The 17,118-nt window shown below is 35.5% G+C and carries 17 protein-coding genes and 1 riboswitch; all 17 genes read left to right on the top strand.

Annotated features, from left to right (window positions below; all coding sequences use genetic code 11):
* Nucleotides 1–331: 331 nt before the first annotated feature.
* Nucleotides 332–415, top strand: a riboswitch (cyclic di-GMP riboswitch).
* A gap of 110 nt (nucleotides 416–525) precedes the next feature.
* The 17 genes from C1726_RS26895 (at nucleotide 526) to mreD (ending at nucleotide 16,825) form a co-directional block, all read left to right on the top strand.
* Entirely contained in the window at nucleotides 526–918 is a 393-nt protein-coding gene (locus C1726_RS26895; protein WP_322091004.1) for a type II secretion system protein, read from the top strand.
* An 87-nt stretch (nucleotides 919–1,005) separates the two neighbouring features.
* Nucleotides 1,006–1,755 (top strand): prepilin peptidase, encoded by a 750-nt coding sequence (locus C1726_RS17895; protein WP_102274396.1) that lies wholly within the window; start codon nucleotides 1,006–1,008, stop codon nucleotides 1,753–1,755.
* A 12-nt stretch (nucleotides 1,756–1,767) separates the two neighbouring features.
* Entirely contained in the window at nucleotides 1,768–2,211 is a 444-nt protein-coding gene (locus C1726_RS17900; RefSeq protein WP_102274397.1) for a type IV pilus modification PilV family protein, read from the top strand.
* Complete coding sequence (locus C1726_RS17905) at nucleotides 2,211–2,669, top strand: prepilin-type N-terminal cleavage/methylation domain-containing protein (protein ID WP_102274398.1); 459 nt, start codon at nucleotides 2,211–2,213, stop codon at nucleotides 2,667–2,669. Before C1726_RS17900 ends, C1726_RS17905 begins: the two co-directional genes overlap by 1 nt.
* A gap of 49 nt (nucleotides 2,670–2,718) precedes the next feature.
* Nucleotides 2,719–3,879 (top strand): hypothetical protein, encoded by a 1,161-nt coding sequence (locus tag C1726_RS17910; RefSeq protein ID WP_102274399.1) that lies wholly within the window; start codon nucleotides 2,719–2,721, stop codon nucleotides 3,877–3,879.
* A gap of 26 nt (nucleotides 3,880–3,905) precedes the next feature.
* Nucleotides 3,906–5,054, top strand: a complete 1,149-nt coding sequence (pilM, locus tag C1726_RS17915) for a type IV pilus biogenesis protein PilM (RefSeq protein ID WP_102274400.1) — start codon at nucleotides 3,906–3,908, stop codon at nucleotides 5,052–5,054.
* A gap of 41 nt (nucleotides 5,055–5,095) precedes the next feature.
* Nucleotides 5,096–5,653 (top strand): hypothetical protein, encoded by a 558-nt coding sequence (locus C1726_RS17920; protein ID WP_102274401.1) that lies wholly within the window; start codon nucleotides 5,096–5,098, stop codon nucleotides 5,651–5,653.
* The gene (locus C1726_RS17925) at nucleotides 5,653–7,206 is read left to right on the top strand and encodes a hypothetical protein (protein ID WP_102274402.1); all 1,554 of its coding nucleotides are present in this window, start codon (nucleotides 5,653–5,655) and stop codon (nucleotides 7,204–7,206) included. Before C1726_RS17920 ends, C1726_RS17925 begins: the two co-directional genes overlap by 1 nt.
* Nucleotides 7,207–7,243: 37 nt before the next feature.
* Nucleotides 7,244–8,908, top strand: a complete 1,665-nt coding sequence (gene gspE / locus C1726_RS17930) for a type II secretion system ATPase GspE (protein WP_102274403.1) — start codon at nucleotides 7,244–7,246, stop codon at nucleotides 8,906–8,908.
* Between the two features lie 32 nt (nucleotides 8,909–8,940).
* Entirely contained in the window at nucleotides 8,941–9,996 is a 1,056-nt protein-coding gene (locus C1726_RS17935) for a type IV pilus twitching motility protein PilT (protein WP_102274404.1), read from the top strand.
* A 26-nt stretch (nucleotides 9,997–10,022) separates the two neighbouring features.
* The gene (locus C1726_RS17940) at nucleotides 10,023–11,237 is read left to right on the top strand and encodes a type II secretion system F family protein (protein ID WP_102274405.1); all 1,215 of its coding nucleotides are present in this window, start codon (nucleotides 10,023–10,025) and stop codon (nucleotides 11,235–11,237) included.
* 201 nt (nucleotides 11,238–11,438) lie between these two features.
* On the top strand, nucleotides 11,439–12,536 hold the full coding sequence (locus C1726_RS17945) for an SPOR domain-containing protein (protein ID WP_102274406.1): 1,098 nt from the start codon (nucleotides 11,439–11,441) through the stop codon (nucleotides 12,534–12,536).
* A gap of 294 nt (nucleotides 12,537–12,830) precedes the next feature.
* Nucleotides 12,831–13,403, top strand: a complete 573-nt coding sequence (locus C1726_RS17950; protein ID WP_102274407.1) for a Maf family protein — start codon at nucleotides 12,831–12,833, stop codon at nucleotides 13,401–13,403.
* A 55-nt stretch (nucleotides 13,404–13,458) separates the two neighbouring features.
* Nucleotides 13,459–14,148: a RadC family protein gene (gene radC, locus C1726_RS17955; RefSeq protein WP_102274408.1), complete on the top strand. Its 690-nt coding sequence runs from the start codon at nucleotides 13,459–13,461 to the stop codon at nucleotides 14,146–14,148.
* Nucleotides 14,149–14,285: 137 nt separating this feature from the next.
* Nucleotides 14,286–15,302, top strand: coding sequence for a rod shape-determining protein (locus C1726_RS17960; protein ID WP_057761687.1), 1,017 nt, complete (start codon nucleotides 14,286–14,288; stop codon nucleotides 15,300–15,302).
* 126 nt (nucleotides 15,303–15,428) lie between these two features.
* Nucleotides 15,429–16,313 carry a rod shape-determining protein MreC gene (gene mreC / locus C1726_RS17965; protein ID WP_102274409.1) on the top strand — a complete coding sequence of 295 codons (885 nt, stop codon included), beginning with the start codon at nucleotides 15,429–15,431 and terminating at the stop codon, nucleotides 16,311–16,313.
* Nucleotides 16,310–16,825 (top strand): rod shape-determining protein MreD, encoded by a 516-nt coding sequence (gene mreD, locus C1726_RS17970; RefSeq protein WP_102274410.1) that lies wholly within the window; start codon nucleotides 16,310–16,312, stop codon nucleotides 16,823–16,825. The genes mreC and mreD overlap by 4 nt, the downstream gene beginning before the upstream one ends.
* Nucleotides 16,826–17,118 lie beyond the last annotated feature (293 nt).

Genomic DNA, 17,118 nt, shown 5'->3' on the forward strand with positions numbered 1-17,118 from the left:
CGAATAAGTAATATTTTTTTTGAAACTATATTCCTAAAGAAAATATCAGAAATAAGTTTGTCTTAGTTAGAAGAGAGGTATAAAAAGAGATAACAACAGAATTATAGGACTATAAGTTTTAGACAAGTTTTTATAAAATCATAATACTGCTAAAATAGACTAAAATTACTAAAAAACTATTAATAGAAATATGTTTTTTTCCTCGTATATCACATGATAAAATAACTATAGAAATGGATCATTTCCACATGAAATGAATCTTAAATAGTCAAAAAGTCACAAAAATCTATTTACTTATTTTGTAATCCTAGATATAATACAGGCAATAAAGAGTATAAGAGGATGCGTTGAAGTATGACTTGTAACTGGGCACCTAAGTCATACAGAGCTACTGGTGCAACCGGCCTTTACAGACTATGTATTATTTGTACATGCTTGTAAGGGCTATTTTTATATATTTTAAGGGTTAATTAACTCATAAAATATGCATTTATTATATTAATAAAAAGGGAGGAATTCGTTCAAATGATCAAAAAACTTTTGAACAAAAAAATGAAGTTTTTGTTTTTGAAAAACCAAAAAGGTTTAACGCTGATTGAGCTGCTAGTAGTTATTGTAATCTTGGGGATTATTGCGGCGATTGCGATACCAATGGTGATGGGGAATAAGGAAACAGCTGGTAAAAATACAAATGCTCAAAATGTTTCTGTTTTACAAGATGCAGTTAATAGATATTACACTATGAATGATGCTTATCCAGCTGCTTTAACAAATTTAACTGATAAATCTGCTAAAGGTGGTCCATTTATAGAAGCTGTTCCTGTACCTTCAAATTTTAAAGGTTGTTCAGATACAGCATTCGCTTATGATGCAGCAACTGGCAAGGTTTCTGCAACAACACCTGCCTGTGTAAAATAGTTCGAGAAGCTGTCGCGTCATTTTTGGCGGCGACAGCTTTTTTTATAAACAAAAGTTACAAATACAACATAGAAGGGAAGAGATTAATTGGTTTTCGTTGATATTTTTGTGATCATCTATGCCTTGATATTAGGTAGCTTTTTCAATGTTGTTGCTATTCGTTTCCTAAAAAAAGAATCAGTTATCTTCCCACCATCCCAATGTCCACATTGTAATCATAAATTAAGTATTTTTGATTTATTTCCTGTTCTAAGTTATTTGTTTTTAAAAGGAAAGTGCCGATATTGTAAAACTGTAATCTCCCCATTATATCCATTTGGAGAATTGCTAACAGCAGTCTCTTTTTTCTATATTTACAAATCTATTGGTGTATCACTAGAACTTATCCCTGCTTTGATATTAACTATTTTATTGATAATATCTGTTTTAACAGATATTCGTGAACATTTGATCCTAGATAAAGTGACATTGCCAATGCTTGGGTTATTAGCTATTACTCGGCTATTTATCGGATCTGAACCTTTCTGGTATTATTTACTTGGCGGAATAGCCGGCTTTTCTTTATTATTCCTCATTGCAATTGTCAGTAAAGGAGGCATGGGCGGAGGAGATATTAAATTATACGCAGCAATAGGTATAACTTTAGGACCATCTCTAACAGCCATGAGTCTCGTCCTTGCGTCCTTTGTTGGAGCAATTGGAGGTCTTTTTCTAATGATGATAGGAAAAGTCAAAAGAGGGCAGCCTGTTGCCTTTGGTCCATCTATATTAATTGGGACCATCATCGCCTATACATACGGTGAAGAAATTTGGAAATGGTATATAAGCTTTTGGTAGGGGTGGATGTTCATGAAGAATGAGAAAGGTATAACATTAGTAGAGCTTTTAGCAGCGGTTGTTATTGCTGGAATCGTAATTGTCCCTTTGTTAACAATCATGACAGGCACTTTTACAAGAACAATAAGTCAAGAAAAAGAATCAGAAATGGCTTATATTGCCCAGGAGGTAATGGAGAAGATTAGACTTAAAAATACTCCATCTTTGCTGTCAGATGGTTGTTGGACCAATGTAGATTACATTGATAATAGTTGTAAAGGGCCTTTAAATGAAATTAATGTAAACACAAATCTACACGTATATATTTCAACAGAGGTTAAGACATCTCCTGAAAATCCTAATTTCGATGAAGTTAAATTAATTGTAAAAACTCCTATTAAAGTTGTAAATGGCTCCGGTGGCAAAATAGAAGATAGAAGTAGAGAAATTGAACTAGTTACTGTGGTGAAAAAATAATGAAAAACGAAAAAGGCGTAACTTTATTAGAGCTGCTTGTAGTTGTCTTAGTTATGGGAATAATCCTTGTTCCAATTTCAAATTTAGTTATTATTTCTTTAAAAACAGAAAAAGAAGTATCAATTAAAAATGATGTTCAGCGTGAAGCACGTTTAATTATGGAATATGTAACGGAAAAGATGAGAGATTATGATATTACTTGGTATCCACTTAATAATGATTCAGGATCAAAGAAATTGATTGATGGATCAAATAAAGATGTATTGATAGAGTATGAGAAACATGAGGGAAATAAAGGAATTATAAAAAAAGACGGTATAGTATTATCAGAAAATATAAAGGAATTTACTGTGAGTGAAAATGAAAATCCAGTAAAGGTAAAATTAATTATTGAAAAGTCTGGATTCGAATTCGAATTAAAAAGTGAGATAATCCGTGACCAAAGGTTTAAATATTAATTTTTAAAAAATGCTTTCCTTATTCCGAAAGAATATCGGTGGTGGTGACATGAAAATTTGGAAAAACGTTAATTCTCAATCCGGTGCTGCACTTATGCTAGTATTATTTGTGGTTTTATTTATATCAATTATTAGCGCTGCTCTCCTAGCATCAACGACTTATAGTCTAAAATCCAATGAGAAGAATAAAAAAAATCAAGGCGCTTTTTATACTGTGGAGGGTGCAGTTGATTTAATTTTAGAAGAGATGAATTCTTACGAAGGAAAAACTGTACCAGTTGAATTGCGGGATAAACAGGGAAAAATAATAACTGATAAAAATGGTAAGCCAATAACAGTCTTGGTTAAACAAATGGGACCTTATTTTTACTTAAAGGATAAAAGTCCTTTGACAGTTAAGAAAACAATTGGGGATAAATCACCAATAACAATTACAATTGATAAAAAGATTATTGATCCAGATACTTATTTAGCCAGTATTTCTGCTAATGGTACAAATATATCTAGATATGTAGAGTTAGAAGTAGAAAAGAGAGATCCTTTTATTGTGGCGGAGACTGGGGCGTTAAATAAACCAGTTTATTACAATAAAAGTTTTTCATATAGTGGTTCTTCGCAGCACGATAACATAGATATAAAAAATAATAATGAGGAAATATCAGATCAAACTTATAATACTATTTTAAAAAATATTGGCTATCCAGTAACTTATAATAATTCTTGGGTTATTTATAACTCATACAGTTTTAAACCAGGTATTCATAATCCTATTCAAATTACTTACTCAGGGAATGGGGATACAATGATTATTCCAAAAGATTCAACAGTGTTTGCCCAGAGTGTTAATATAAGCGGTTCTGGAAAAACAAAAGTTACAATTCAAATAGATGGTGTTCTTGTAGTAGACAGTTTTAATATGAGTGGTAATTCTACTGTAGTGGTAAATGGAGCCTTAATAGTAACTAATCAATTTAGTAAAAGTGGTGGGGGTAACGATGATTCAATGATTATCAATTCAGGGATAATTGCGAAAAATTTTACCACTAATGGAAAAAACAATTTCAGCGGTGAAGCGAAAGGAATAGATTGTTCACTATTGGGGTTAACTGATGATAAATGTATAAGAACAGATAATGATACATCTAATCCTGAAAATCGTTTATGGGAATCAAGTATGCAGGTAACTAATTATGAAACCTTAAGGCAATAACAGAAGAATACATGGGGGTGAATATAATGCTTCGCAACAACAAATTTTCTGGAATAGACTTCCACGACACTTCCATCTCCTATGCTACCATAAAGATGGAAAGAGGCATGCCTGTGCTACAGAATATAGGCAAAAAAGAAATACATCAGGAAATTATTGTTGGGGGTCGTACTACAAATAAAGACCTACTTTTACTAGAATTAAAAGATCTATTAAAAAACGGTAGTATATCCAAATATGCCCACCTAGCAATCCCAACCCAAAATATTCTCGTTCGTAAGATTACCTCTTTGCCTGATATTGGAGAAAATGAATTGGCAAAGTTGTTACAGTTTCAAATAGGCGAGAGCATTCATTTACCATTTGAAAATCCAATCTATGACTTTGTGAAAATAGGTTCGCTTGCATCGGATAAATTGGACAAGTTTGAAAATGCTGAGGATCAGGAAGAAGATGAGCTGTCCCTAGATGAACTTGCAAAAGGCATCGAAGAAAATATGGATGGACCAAAAAGTGAGTTATTGCTTTTTGCTACATCTCAATTATTAGCACAGGATTTAGCCGATTTATGTATATCTGCTGGTCTTAAACCACTATCAGCTGAAATTCGCGGCTTAGCGCTTCAGCGATTACTTTTTTATGCACATCCACGCTGGCTAAAAGAAACTGAAATGATTGTTGATGCATCAGAGGAATCAGTTGATATTCATATTTTTAAAGAAAATATCATTGTATTCTCGAGAATGATGTCTATTAATCGCAATGATTACTACTCAAGTCCTCAAGATAATCACGATGATGAAGTGCTGCTGCTAGAGGAAGAATTATCCCATATAGATTCCTACCTGGAAGTTGCAGTTACAAAAGAGGAGCCTAAAAACTTGGTTGAAGAGACCTATGTGAACGAAATCATTCTTGAGATAGAGCGAGCACAAAACTTTTTCCGTTATTCATTAAATGAACGAGATAGTGAATTTAAAAGAATTATTGTTACGGGGGAAAAAGCGAACGAGATATTTGAGCCGCTAAAGGAACGTATGGAAACAGAAGGGATTGTCAGGATCGACTACAGTTCAATTCTTGCAAATAACTTTATGAAACATGATCTTTTAGATGCAAGCAGTGTTGCTATCGGACTTGCAATAAGAGCGAATGAAAAAAATAAAAAAAGATAAAAGAGGAACTTTCAAAGCGTTTGTCAGAATGGAGGCCTATTGTGGAATTTAGCATAAATTTATTACCTCAAACGAATAGCCGTAAAGAAAAAAGATCAGTCTATTTCATTCCAGTTTTAGGCATTGTAGCATTTGCAGCTTCAACCTCTTTTTTTGCCTATAATTATTTTGAAACTAAGAATGCTGTCCAATCGTTGAAAGAAAGCATAGCAACACAAACAGATACACGTAATGACTTTCAAAAGGAATATCAATCTTATACTACTGGAGTAACGGAATATAATTATACTGAGAGATATAGATTATTAGATCAGTATTTAAATAATATCTATGAAAATCCGATTACCTTACAAGACAGAATAAATCAATTACTGCCTGATCAAGCAAAAGTAAATGCGTATACGTATCTGAATACTGGTGAACTTACAGTGACTGTAACTTTTAACTCAAAAGGTGATTCAGCTATTTTCCTCCATCGATTACTTAATGCTAATTTTGTTGAACATGCACAGGTAGATAGTATCATCGCTGATGAGGAAGAAATAGCTTATGAAACTCTATTTCAAATTAAGCTTAACACGTTAGTGGGTGAGCAATGATGACTAAATGGCTTGAAAAAAATAAAAATACTGTATTAATTGCTATCCTGTTTTTATTTCTATTATTATTTGTCTTTTATTTTTTTATGCTTCGTCCGCTAGCTGCTGAGGAAAAGAATCAATTGCAGGAATTGAATAGAATAAATGAAGATGCTTCATTTTATGAACAAGCAATTAACAAATTAGAGTCACAAGTATTTACTGATGAGGAAAAACAGCAATTACTTGCAAGTATTCCTGTTAGACCGAACGTTGAGGAATTAATCAAAGATATAGAGAGAACGGAATTAGAAACTGGGGCGGTTATAGATAGTGTTACGTTTAATCTTAATTCAGGAAATCCATCTGGTTTAGAAAATCGGCAAAATAGTGAAATGGATGCAGAAACCCCTGCTGAAGAAAGTCAAAATATTAATGAAGAACAAGTGAATGGCACAATTCAGAATCTGGAAGGTAATGATTGGGACCAACTATTGCCTGCTGAGTTATTAGCAATCCTTAAGGAAAAGTATCCGGATTTATATAACCTTGATATCTCATATATTGAAATGATGATAGATGTCAACGGTGAAGTAGAAGATGTTAATCGATTTGTGAGTGGGCTTGAAAACTTGAAAAGGACCACTCATATCCAAACTTATGAGTATTCAATAAATGAAGAAAAGGAGAATCGTTTGGAAGGAATTGTTACTATTCGTGCATTTTATTCTCAAGACTTTGCTAACTTTATTGATGATGATACAAAATTTGAGCTTGATTATGAATTCGATCCTAGAAAAATTAAGCGTTATATAGATCTAGAGGCGTCTAAGCCTAGTCAAACTAATGAAGATAACAGTTTAACAATGACAGATATGGAAACAGAAATAAATGGTGATGAACTTGAAGAAGCACCTTTAGTTGGAGTTAATGCAGACTTTGGAATCTATCAGAGGCCAGATAGTAAAACTGATGGGATTAAGAATGGGGATCCTGTATTCCATGTTGTTCAAACAGGTGTATACACATCGACGAAATATCTAAATTTAGCCATTGAAAACCTAGTGAAAAATGGAATACATCCAAGAATTATTGGAGATGAAATGAGCTATATTTATACTGCAACAGACAATAGTGTTGCATCCGCTCAAAAAATTGTAGACGTCTTAAGAAAACAAGGTTTCGAATCATATGTGAAAACATTGCCTTATCGACTTACTGAAGATGAAACAGTGAACCTTCTGCCTGAAGCGGAAGAAGTAGTAGCCTCCATTACTAAACTATTAACAGATGGAATAATTGATGGGAAAATTTCAATTACCGAAGAACAATTAAATATAATTCAGTTGAAAAGAAATTCTTATGAAACAAAGATTCATCAAATGTTGGAAAAAGGCGTTAATGAAGGACGTAAGCAAGAGCTATTGGAAACAATATCAATTTTAAGTCAAATAGAACAGATATTCCAAAATGGTGTAACAGATGGTCAACTGGAATCCTTGTGGGAAATAGAAGGATTAATACTTGATTACATGCTGATTTTTAATAGTTATGTTCCTGTTAATATAAAGTAATTTAATCTATTAGTTTTATGAAAATGAGGGATATTTAATGATTCAAAAACGAAAGAGATTAGGAGATTTATTAGTAGAGACTTCCGTCATTACAGAAGAACAGCTAATGAATGCATTACAGGAGCAAAAGGATACTGGGCGCAGACTAGGGGATCAGTTAATCGCAATGAATCTAGTTAGTGAGCAGCAAATTATTGAAGTGTTGGAATTTCAATTAGGCATTCCGCATGTTGATTTATATAAACAGAAAATAGACAGAAAATTGGTCAATGTAATAAGTGAGGAATTGGCCCGTAAGCACCAAATATTGCCACTCAGAAAAACAAATAACCGTTTGATGGTCGCAATGTATGATCCACTCGATTACTTTGCACTTGATGATCTGCGTTTAAGTACTGGATTTGAAATTGATCCGGCAATTGCAAAAAAAGATGAACTGCGTTTAGCAATTAATCGTTATTATGGGATGCAAAAGTCCATTGACCAAATGATACAAGAAATGCCAACTAGTGAGGATGATCAGGCTTTCCTTGAGGCTCAGCAATCAGATGACTCAGCAGTTGCAAAAATGGTTAACCAACTTATAAGCCAAGCTGTTCAGCTTGGAGCAAGCGATATCCATATAGATCCACATGAAACAGAAACACTTATTAGATTTAGGGTAGATGGAATTCTTCGGACTGAAAGAACATTACCGACGAAAATGAATAATGTATTAGTTTCAAGAATTAAAATTATGTCTAAATTAAATATTGCTGAAAAAAGATTACCACAGGATGGCCGTTTTAAAATGGAATTAGAATTAAAAACGATTGATCTTCGGATTTCTATTTTACCAACTGTGTATGGTGAAAAGGTAGTTATGCGCTTGCTTGATACTGGTAGTGTTACTTTAGGTATAGAGAAATTGGGGTTTGCTGAACAAAATGAAGCTAGTTTTCAAAAAATGATAAATCACGCTTATGGAATTATACTTGTAACAGGTCCAACTGGTTCGGGAAAATCTACAACACTTTATACAGCACTTCAAGAGTTGAATACAGATACAGTAAATATTATTACGGTTGAAGATCCTGTTGAGTATCAAATAAAAGGAATCAATCAGGTACAAGTAAAGTCAAATATAGGAATGACATTTGCTGCTGGATTACGTTCTATTTTACGTCAAGATCCTGATATTATCATGGTTGGAGAAATCCGTGATTCAGAAACTGCAGAGATTGCTTTACGATCTGCAATGACTGGTCATCTAGTGTTAAGTACACTTCATACGAATGACTCAGTAAGTGCGATAAGCCGATTAATTGATATGGGGGTTGAGCCATTTCTTGTTGCTTCATCTTTAGTGGGTGTTTTAGCACAGCGGCTTGTCCGAAAAGTCTGCCCGTATTGTGCAAGTACCTATAACCTTACAAATGAAGAAAGAGAACTTTTTGAATCAAGAGGACTACCAACGAGTGGAATTTTGAAAGGAATGGGCTGCTCCAACTGTAATAGTACTGGATATAAAGGACGGCTGGCTATCCACGAAATTGTCTTGATTGATGATGAATTACGAGAAATGATTACAAAGAAACAAGCAGATTCCGTCTATCGCAAGTATGTGGAAGAAAAAGGATTTAAAGCAATGTTATATGATGGATTATTAAAAGTCTCACAAGGAAAAACGACAATAGAGGAAATCTATCGAGTCACAGTATGATAGATTAGATAAAGGGGAAGATCTAGGTAATTATGACTACGAATGAGTTGAATATGGAAAAACTACTGCATTTTGCTTTTAGAAATCATGCATCCGATTTGCATATAACAACAGGAGTCACCCCGATTGTTCGTATTAATGGCAAGCTAAAAAAAGTCGGCACTGAAATTTTTACACCAGATGATACGTTGCGGTTGGCTAAAGAAATTATTACGAACGAGCAGTTAGAGCGTTTCGAAAAAGAAGGGGAGCTTGATTTTTCATATTCACTGCCAGAGATTTGCAGATTTCGTGTGAATATATATAGGCAAAGAGGTTCCATAGGAATTGTTTGTCGCGTAATTAATAGCAAAATTCCAACATTGGAGTCATTAAACCTGCCAAAAATTACAAAAGAATTTGCAAAGCATACACAAGGTATACTGCTTGTCACTGGACCTACTGGCAGTGGGAAGTCAACAACCTTGGCGGCAATCATTGATTATATTAATGAGACATCAAGTAAGCATATATTAACTTTGGAAGACCCTATTGAATATTTGCATAGTCACAAAAGTAGTATTATCAATCAACGTGAGATTGGTCAAGATAGTAAATCATTTTCAAATGCACTGCGTGCAGCCTTACGACAAGACCCTGATGTAATTCTTGTTGGAGAAATGCGAGATCTCGACACGATACAAACGGCTATAACTGCAGCTGAAACAGGACATTTAGTATTGGCAACACTTCATACTACGGGAGCTGCTCAAACTGTTGACCGTATTATTGATGTTTTTCCTGCAGAAAATCAACAGCAGATTCGGACTCAACTTGCAAGCACTTTAATTGGAGTTATCTCTCAGCGTCTAATACCTACGGTTGATAGCAAAGGGCGAATAGCAGCACTAGAAATATTAGTATCGAATCATGCGGTTGCAAACTTAATTCGATCAAACAAAATCCACCAAATACAAACCGTATTAGAAACTAGCAGAAACATAGGTATGCAGACGATAAATAGAGCAGTTTCAGACCTTGTACAACAAGGAATGATTACTCGTGCAATTGCGGATGAATATGTACCTAATTGGGACAAACATGAATAGACTTCTCTTAGAAAGGGGGCAAGGTAGTGGTTTATCAGTATAAAGGAATTGATTCAAGAACTGGCAAAGAAGTAAAAGGAAAACTGAATACTTCTTCAAAAGCAGAAGCCACAGAAGAGTTAAAAAGAAAAGGCTTTTATATTATTGAAATAGTTGAGAAAAAAGAGTCAATCTTGAATAAAGACTTAAACATCATAATAGGTAAGCCAGTTAAAAATCAAGACTTTGTCGTTTTTTGCCGTCAGCTTGCTACCTTGTTAAATGCAGGTACACCAATTGTAGACTCAATTCGGTTGCTTACTGATCAAGTTTCATCAAAGGTTTTTAAAAAAGCACTTCTCAATATTTATCAAGATATTCGATCAGGAATTGCATTTTCAGAAGCTTGTAAAAAATTCCCGAAAATTTTTGATAAAATCTTTATTAATATGGCAATCGCTGGTGAGGCTAGTGGCGATCTTGAAAGGGTAATGAACCGTCTAGCAATCTTCTATGAAAAGGAACATAAAGTAAAAGAAAAAGTAAAATCAGCTATGATGTATCCAATTGCAGTGACAATTGTTGCAATTACCGTTGTAATTATTTTACTTACTAAAGTATTGCCAAGTTTACTAAATAACTTATTGTCAGTTGGTGGAGAGATACCTTTGCCTACAAAAATAGTAATGGCAATTTCAGACTTCTTAATAGAAAAATGGTATATCTGCTTATTGATTGTAGTGTTATTAACCCTTGTTTATATAGCAATTAAGCGTAATCCTAAGGGACAATATATGCTGGATTTAATAAAGTTAAAAATGCCAGTATTCGGTGTCTTAAATCAAAAGCAAATTATTGCTAGAATCACTAGGACGATGGCATCGCAATTTTCCAGTTCAGTTCCAGTTTTGCAAACATTAAAAATGAGTGCTGAGGTTGCAAATAATTTAGTTTTTGCTAAAGTACTAGAACAGTCACTCGAGTCACTTCGTGGAGGGTCTAGTCTATCAATGCCACTTGCACAAAGCTGGGTATTTCCCAAGTTAGTCAGTCATATGGTTGCGATTGGTGAAGAAACTGGGCAGCTAGATACAATGCTTGAGAAAATTGCAGATTTTTATGAAGAGGAAGTTGAGCAAATGGCATCACGATTAAGTGCGATTCTTGAGCCTTTAATGATTGCAATTTTAGGTGGAATTGTTGGATTAATTGTATTGGCTGCAATGCTGCCAATGTTTTCAATATATGAGAACTTTAATTAAGAATGCTAAAGACTATTATTCATATTACTTCTTCAAGATATTTTTTATACACAAAATTATCCAGCTGAAAACATATAACTGATTCATAAAAAATTTGACGAAAATCCCAAGTAACAAGACGACAAAAGTCTTGTTATTTTTTTTTGCCATTATGATAGGATTGAACAAAATTAGCAATTGATAGGAAGAGAGGAGGAGGAAATGGTGGACAGAGAGGAGAAGGGAAAAACGATTACAATTAAAATTAATGGCAAAAATCATACGTTCAATGAAATTGTGAGACATGAGAATGAAAGAATGAAAGTGGAAAATCATAGAGATCTTTTGATAGAAGAGACTGACCATAACAATAAGTACGACTATTCCTCTGCGATTGAAGCGGCTGCTTCAAAAGAAGCAGCGGATGAAGAAAACTTTGACTGGATATTGCCGGATGAATCATCGGATTTCGATATGGATGTGCAGGAATACAAAATGGCTAAACAGCCAAAAAAGCAAAATCAAATGGGCATAGGGGCGATTAGTAAAAACTTTAAGAAGAATAATCGCAATGGCATGCTTTCTTCTGTGTTTTTGACGGTGTTTTTTGCTATTCTCTTGGGGACAAGCTTTGGATTGCTTTTGCTTAAGCTAGTGATTACTGAAAATGAAATAGCGGCTGATCAGCCAGTGATTGCCGAACCAATCCCGGAAAAAACGGAGGATACACCTGCAGGAGGCACAGAGTCAATGACTCTTGAGCCGTTATCTACATTTGTTGTTCAAGGAGGGGTGTTCTCAAATAAAGAAGCAGCTGAACAGATGAAGGATGGGGTTGCTCAATTGGGAGCTCCCGCTCAATTAGTAGAAATGAACGGACAGGCTATTTTATACTTAAGTGTTGCAGACAGCATTGAACTTGCCAAGGATATCGGTGCACAGCTAAAAAGCAGAGGAATTGAAGTATTTGCAAAGCCAATTACTTTTGACAGTAAGGCAATGAAAGACCTTCAAGGGGAAGAGAGAAAGATAATGGAGGCTGCTGGAGCCATTTATCAATCAATTGCTGCTGGGGCTTCAGAAGCTGCCGCAAGTCAAACTGTATCTCCGCCAACACTTGAAAAAGCAGAAAAACAAGCATCAATCCTGAAGGGGATTGATGAGGACAAGCTTAAACATGAAGGGGTTATTGCGATTAAAACAGAACTTAATCAAGCAATTGAGCAGCTTAGAGCGTATAACAAGTCGCCAGATCCTTCTATCCAAACAAAGCTTCAGCAGCATTTGCTCGGTTTTCTTGCTGCTTATCATTCTCTGTAGATTTTTTGATTTAAATAGGACAAATTCTTGCACCTTTCGAATATTTTCTGGGAAATAACACATGTTATTGGAGTCTGTTCGAGCATCTTCGACAGGCTTCTTTTCGATTGGGGAAAACACTAGTAGATGAAATCAGGCTTCCTAAAGAGCAGCTAGCGATTGCGATTATTTTTTGGCATTATATAATGAACTTTTTCGCTATTTGTCGGTTTAAAAATTGTTTGTCCTGCTGAATTTTGGTACGATGATGATGTATCTCCCAAATTGATACAAAAATTAAGGTAAGGTGATAAAATGCAAAACCTCATTTTAGCCTCTTCTTCTCCACGACGAAAAGAACTTCTTGAAAACCTTCATTTAACATTTGAAGTTTCCAGCAGTGATGTTGATGAAAGCTTTGATCCCGAATTAGCACCGGGAGAAATTGTCATGGAGCTCAGCAGTAGAAAAGCAAAAGCGGTGAGCAAGAAACATCCAGGCTCATATGTAATTGGAGCCGATACCGTTGTAGTTTTAGATGGGACGATATTAGGCAAGCCGCAAGATAAAGCAGAAGCATTCTCAATGCTGAAGGCTTTAGAGGGAAGAACACATGCTGTCTACACAGGGGTGTCAATTATTGCTCCTGAAAAAGAAAATAATTTCTACGTGAAAACGGATGTGGTGTTTTGGGAGCTTACAGATGATGAAATCAACGCTTATGTTAACACCGGTGAACCGTTTGACAAAGCAGGTGCATATGGCATTCAGGGCGAAGGCTGTGTACTCGTTAAAGAAATAGCTGGTGATTACTTTTCAGTTGTCGGTCTGCCTGTTTCAAAAACAGTTCGAGAATTAAGGAATTTAGGGTTTGAGATTCCTATCTGATCTTTTTGTCATCAGGTCCCTTACGCCCGTAATGTAATAGGGGGGAATAAAATTCATGCAAACCGAATCCTTAATGATTAAGGATTTTCCACAGGATGAGCGTCCGCGGGAGCGCTTTATCCAAAATGGTCCGCAAAGTTTATCTACGCATGAACTTGTGGCTATTCTGCTTAGGACAGGGACAAAAGATGAATCTGTGCTGCAATTATCTAACAGGCTCATTAATCATTTTGAAGGTCTTAGGTTATTAAAGGATGCATCTTTAGATGAAATAACTTCCATTAAAGGAATTGGGAAGGCAAAGGCTATTCAGCTTCTTGCTGCAGTTGAAATTGGCAGAAGAATCTCGAATCTTTCTTTTGATGACCGATATGTCATTCGCTCACCGGAGGATGGGGCGAAATATGTCATGAATGATATGAGATTTCTTTCTCAGGAGCATTTCGTTTGCCTATATTTAAATACGAAAAACCAAGTCCTGCATAAACAGACAATCTTTATCGGCAGCCTCAATGCATCCATTGTACACCCAAGGGAGGTATTCAAAGAGGCATTTAGGCGCTCCGCAGCATCAATTATTTGCCTTCATAATCACCCGAGTGGAGACCCATCGCCAAGCAGAGAGGATATAGAAGTGACGAAACGTCTTGCTGAGTGTGGGAAAATTATTGGGATTGAAGTGCTCGATCATCTAATTATCGGGGATAATAAATTTGTGAGCCTGAAGGAAAAAGGGTATTTATAACACTTTAGTTTTGTCTGCTGATAAGCTATAATATTATCTATGCTTTTTTACGTCTAATTAAATAAAATTAGCGTTTTTAGCTTAAAAAAATACATTTTATCTTAATTGCATTTCGTATCAGAAAGGGAGATACACTTATGTTTGGAACAAAGGACCTAGGAATCGATTTGGGGACTGCTAATACACTCGTTTATATTAAAGGAAAAGGCATCGTAGTAAGGGAGCCATCAGTAGTTGCTTTACAGACGGATACGAAAAATATTGTAGCTGTTGGGAATGACGCTAAAAATATGATCGGCAGAACGCCGGGCAATATTGTCGCACTTCGCCCGATGAAAGATGGTGTTATCGCTGATTATGAGACTACAGCAGTAATGATGAAATATTATATTAATCAAGCGATAAAAAATAAAGGACTCTTCTCTGGAAAGCCATATGTAATGGTTTGTGTTCCTTCAGGAATTACAGCTGTTGAACAGCGTGCAGTAATTGATGCAACACGCCAAGCTGGAGCAAGAGATGCTTATCCGATCGAAGAGCCATTTGCTGCAGCAATTGGAGCGAATCTGCCTGTTTGGGAGCCAACTGGCAGCATGGTCGTTGATATTGGCGGAGGAACGACAGAGGTTGCCATCATTTCATTAGGAGGAATTGTAACAAGTCAATCTGTCCGGGTTGCAGGAAATGAAATGGATGATGCAATTATTAATTATATTAGAAAGCATTATAACCTTTTAATTGGGGATCGGACAGCAGAAATCATTAAAATGGAGATTGGTTCTGCTGGTGAGCCAGAAGGAATTGATAATATCGAAATCCGCGGCCGTGATCTTTTAACCGGACTTCCAAAAACGATTGAAATCACTGCGGAGGAAATCTCCCGAGCCTTGCATGACACGGTGTACTCCATTGTTGAAGCGGTTAAAGTTACACTTGAAAAAACACCGCCAGAATTAGCGGCCGATATTATGGATCGAGGAATTGTACTTACTGGCGGGGGGGCATTGCTGCGTAATTTAGATCGAGTGATCAGCGAAGAAACTAGTATGCCTGTTCTAATTGCAGAAAATCCGTTAGATTGCGTGGCGATCGGTACAGGAAAGGCACTAGATCATATCGATTTATTTAAAAACAAAGCGAAGGATTCACGCTAATTAGAATCATGTGAATATGAATAAACAAGTAATGATATGCGCTCGTTCACGAAGAATTTGTGGCGAGCCCTCCATTCTTGTGAACAGATATACTTAAGATAGAAAAAATATATCGAGGTGTAGGGAATGCCACAGTTCTTTTTGAATAAACGCCTGATTATTTTGCTTGTCAGTATCATTATTCTAGTGGCATTGATTGGGTTTTCTTTAAGTGGGCGTTCAAAATTAAGCTGGCCTGAACAATTTATTAAAGATACAACTGGCTGGGTTCAAACAGCCGTTTCACGCCCAACTCATTATGTTGCGAATTTTTTTGAAAATCTGCAAGACTTGCAAAATACATATACGGAAAATAAAGAATTGAAATCAAGGTTAGATGAGCTAGCTCGGCTAGAATCAGAGGTTCAATTGTTAAAGAAAGATAACACTGAGCTTCGTGGAATTCTGGATAAAAAGGATTCATTAAGTGCTTTTGAGCCAAAACAGGCAACAGTTATAGGACGAAATCCAGATAAATGGACAGAATTGCTAATTATTAATAAAGGTTCAAGGGATGGAATAGAGCAAAATATGGCAGTTATTACGGCAAAAGGCTTAATTGGTAAGGTGAAAAATAGCGAGTCCTTTACTTCTACAGTTCAGCTTCTTAGTTCAATGGACCCTACGAACCGGATATCTGCAGAAATCCAAGCGGATGGGGAAAGTATATTTGGTTTTATTGAGGGCTATGACGATGAAAAAGGCCTTCTTATGATGAAACGAATTCCATCAGATGCAAAGGTTAAGAAGGGTCAGACGGTAATTAGTTCTGGTAAAGGAGGCGTCTTCCCTAAAGGTCTTCTTATTGGGAAAGTAGTGGAGGTTGCTCCTGCGGAGTATGGTCTCACACAAACAGCGTACATTGAACCAGGTGCAAATTTCGATGATATCGAGCATGTTATGATAGCAAAAAGAGGTTCGATACGGCCTGATCTAGAAGATATGATTGATGATAAGGAGGAGGAACTGTGAGAAAATTCCTTCTTCCTCTTCTATTAATGCTTTTTTTCATTATCGAAAGTCTATTTGTTGAGTTAATGCCTCCCAAGGTATTTGGAAATGAGTATATTCTTGTTCCTCATTTTTTAATAATTGCGATCATCCTCCTTACAGTATATGGACCGAAAAACTATGGCATTCTCTATGGTTTTCTTTTTGGCTTGCTGTTCGATATTGTCTATACAGAAATTATGGGAATTTACTTATGTTTGTATCCATTAGTGGCATACATATGTTACAAATTAATGAAAGTTTTACAAACGAATATTGTGATTGTGATATTCATTTCGATTGTTGGCGTAGCTCTATTAGAGCTGGGCGCATATGAAATGAATGTATTAATCAATCGAACAGATATGACCTTTGGTTCATATAGTGCGGATCGTTTAATACCAACACTTATCCTCAATTTTATTTTTATTATTCTTACTGTCTATCCGTTTAAAAAGCATTTTGAGAAATTAGCTATGAGCTTGGATGCATAAAATAAATATTAACAATGTAAAAGAGTAAACTTGCATAAGATTCATTGATTTTATTTACGATTGGCCAAATTATTCGGAGCAAAAAAGGATTTTTTTAAGTCCATGTCGAATTGTAGTAAAATAAAGTTTAGGAGCTAGGTTAATGTAGAAATGGCTGATTTTTGCTGTTTACAATTGCCATTGCCTTTAGCTTCCTGCTTTTCGAAAAAACGCAATGCGTTTTTTCTTAGTGTTTAGCTAAAGCGCTTCCTTCCTTTTAATAGGGTTGCAAGTCGCTTGCGCTTTTCTTATGA

Origin of the sequence: Cytobacillus massiliigabonensis, assembly GCF_900199725.1 — a bacterium.
In the GTDB taxonomy this organism is placed as follows: Bacteria; Bacillota; Bacilli; order Bacillales; family Cytobacillaceae; genus Cytobacillus; species Cytobacillus massiliigabonensis.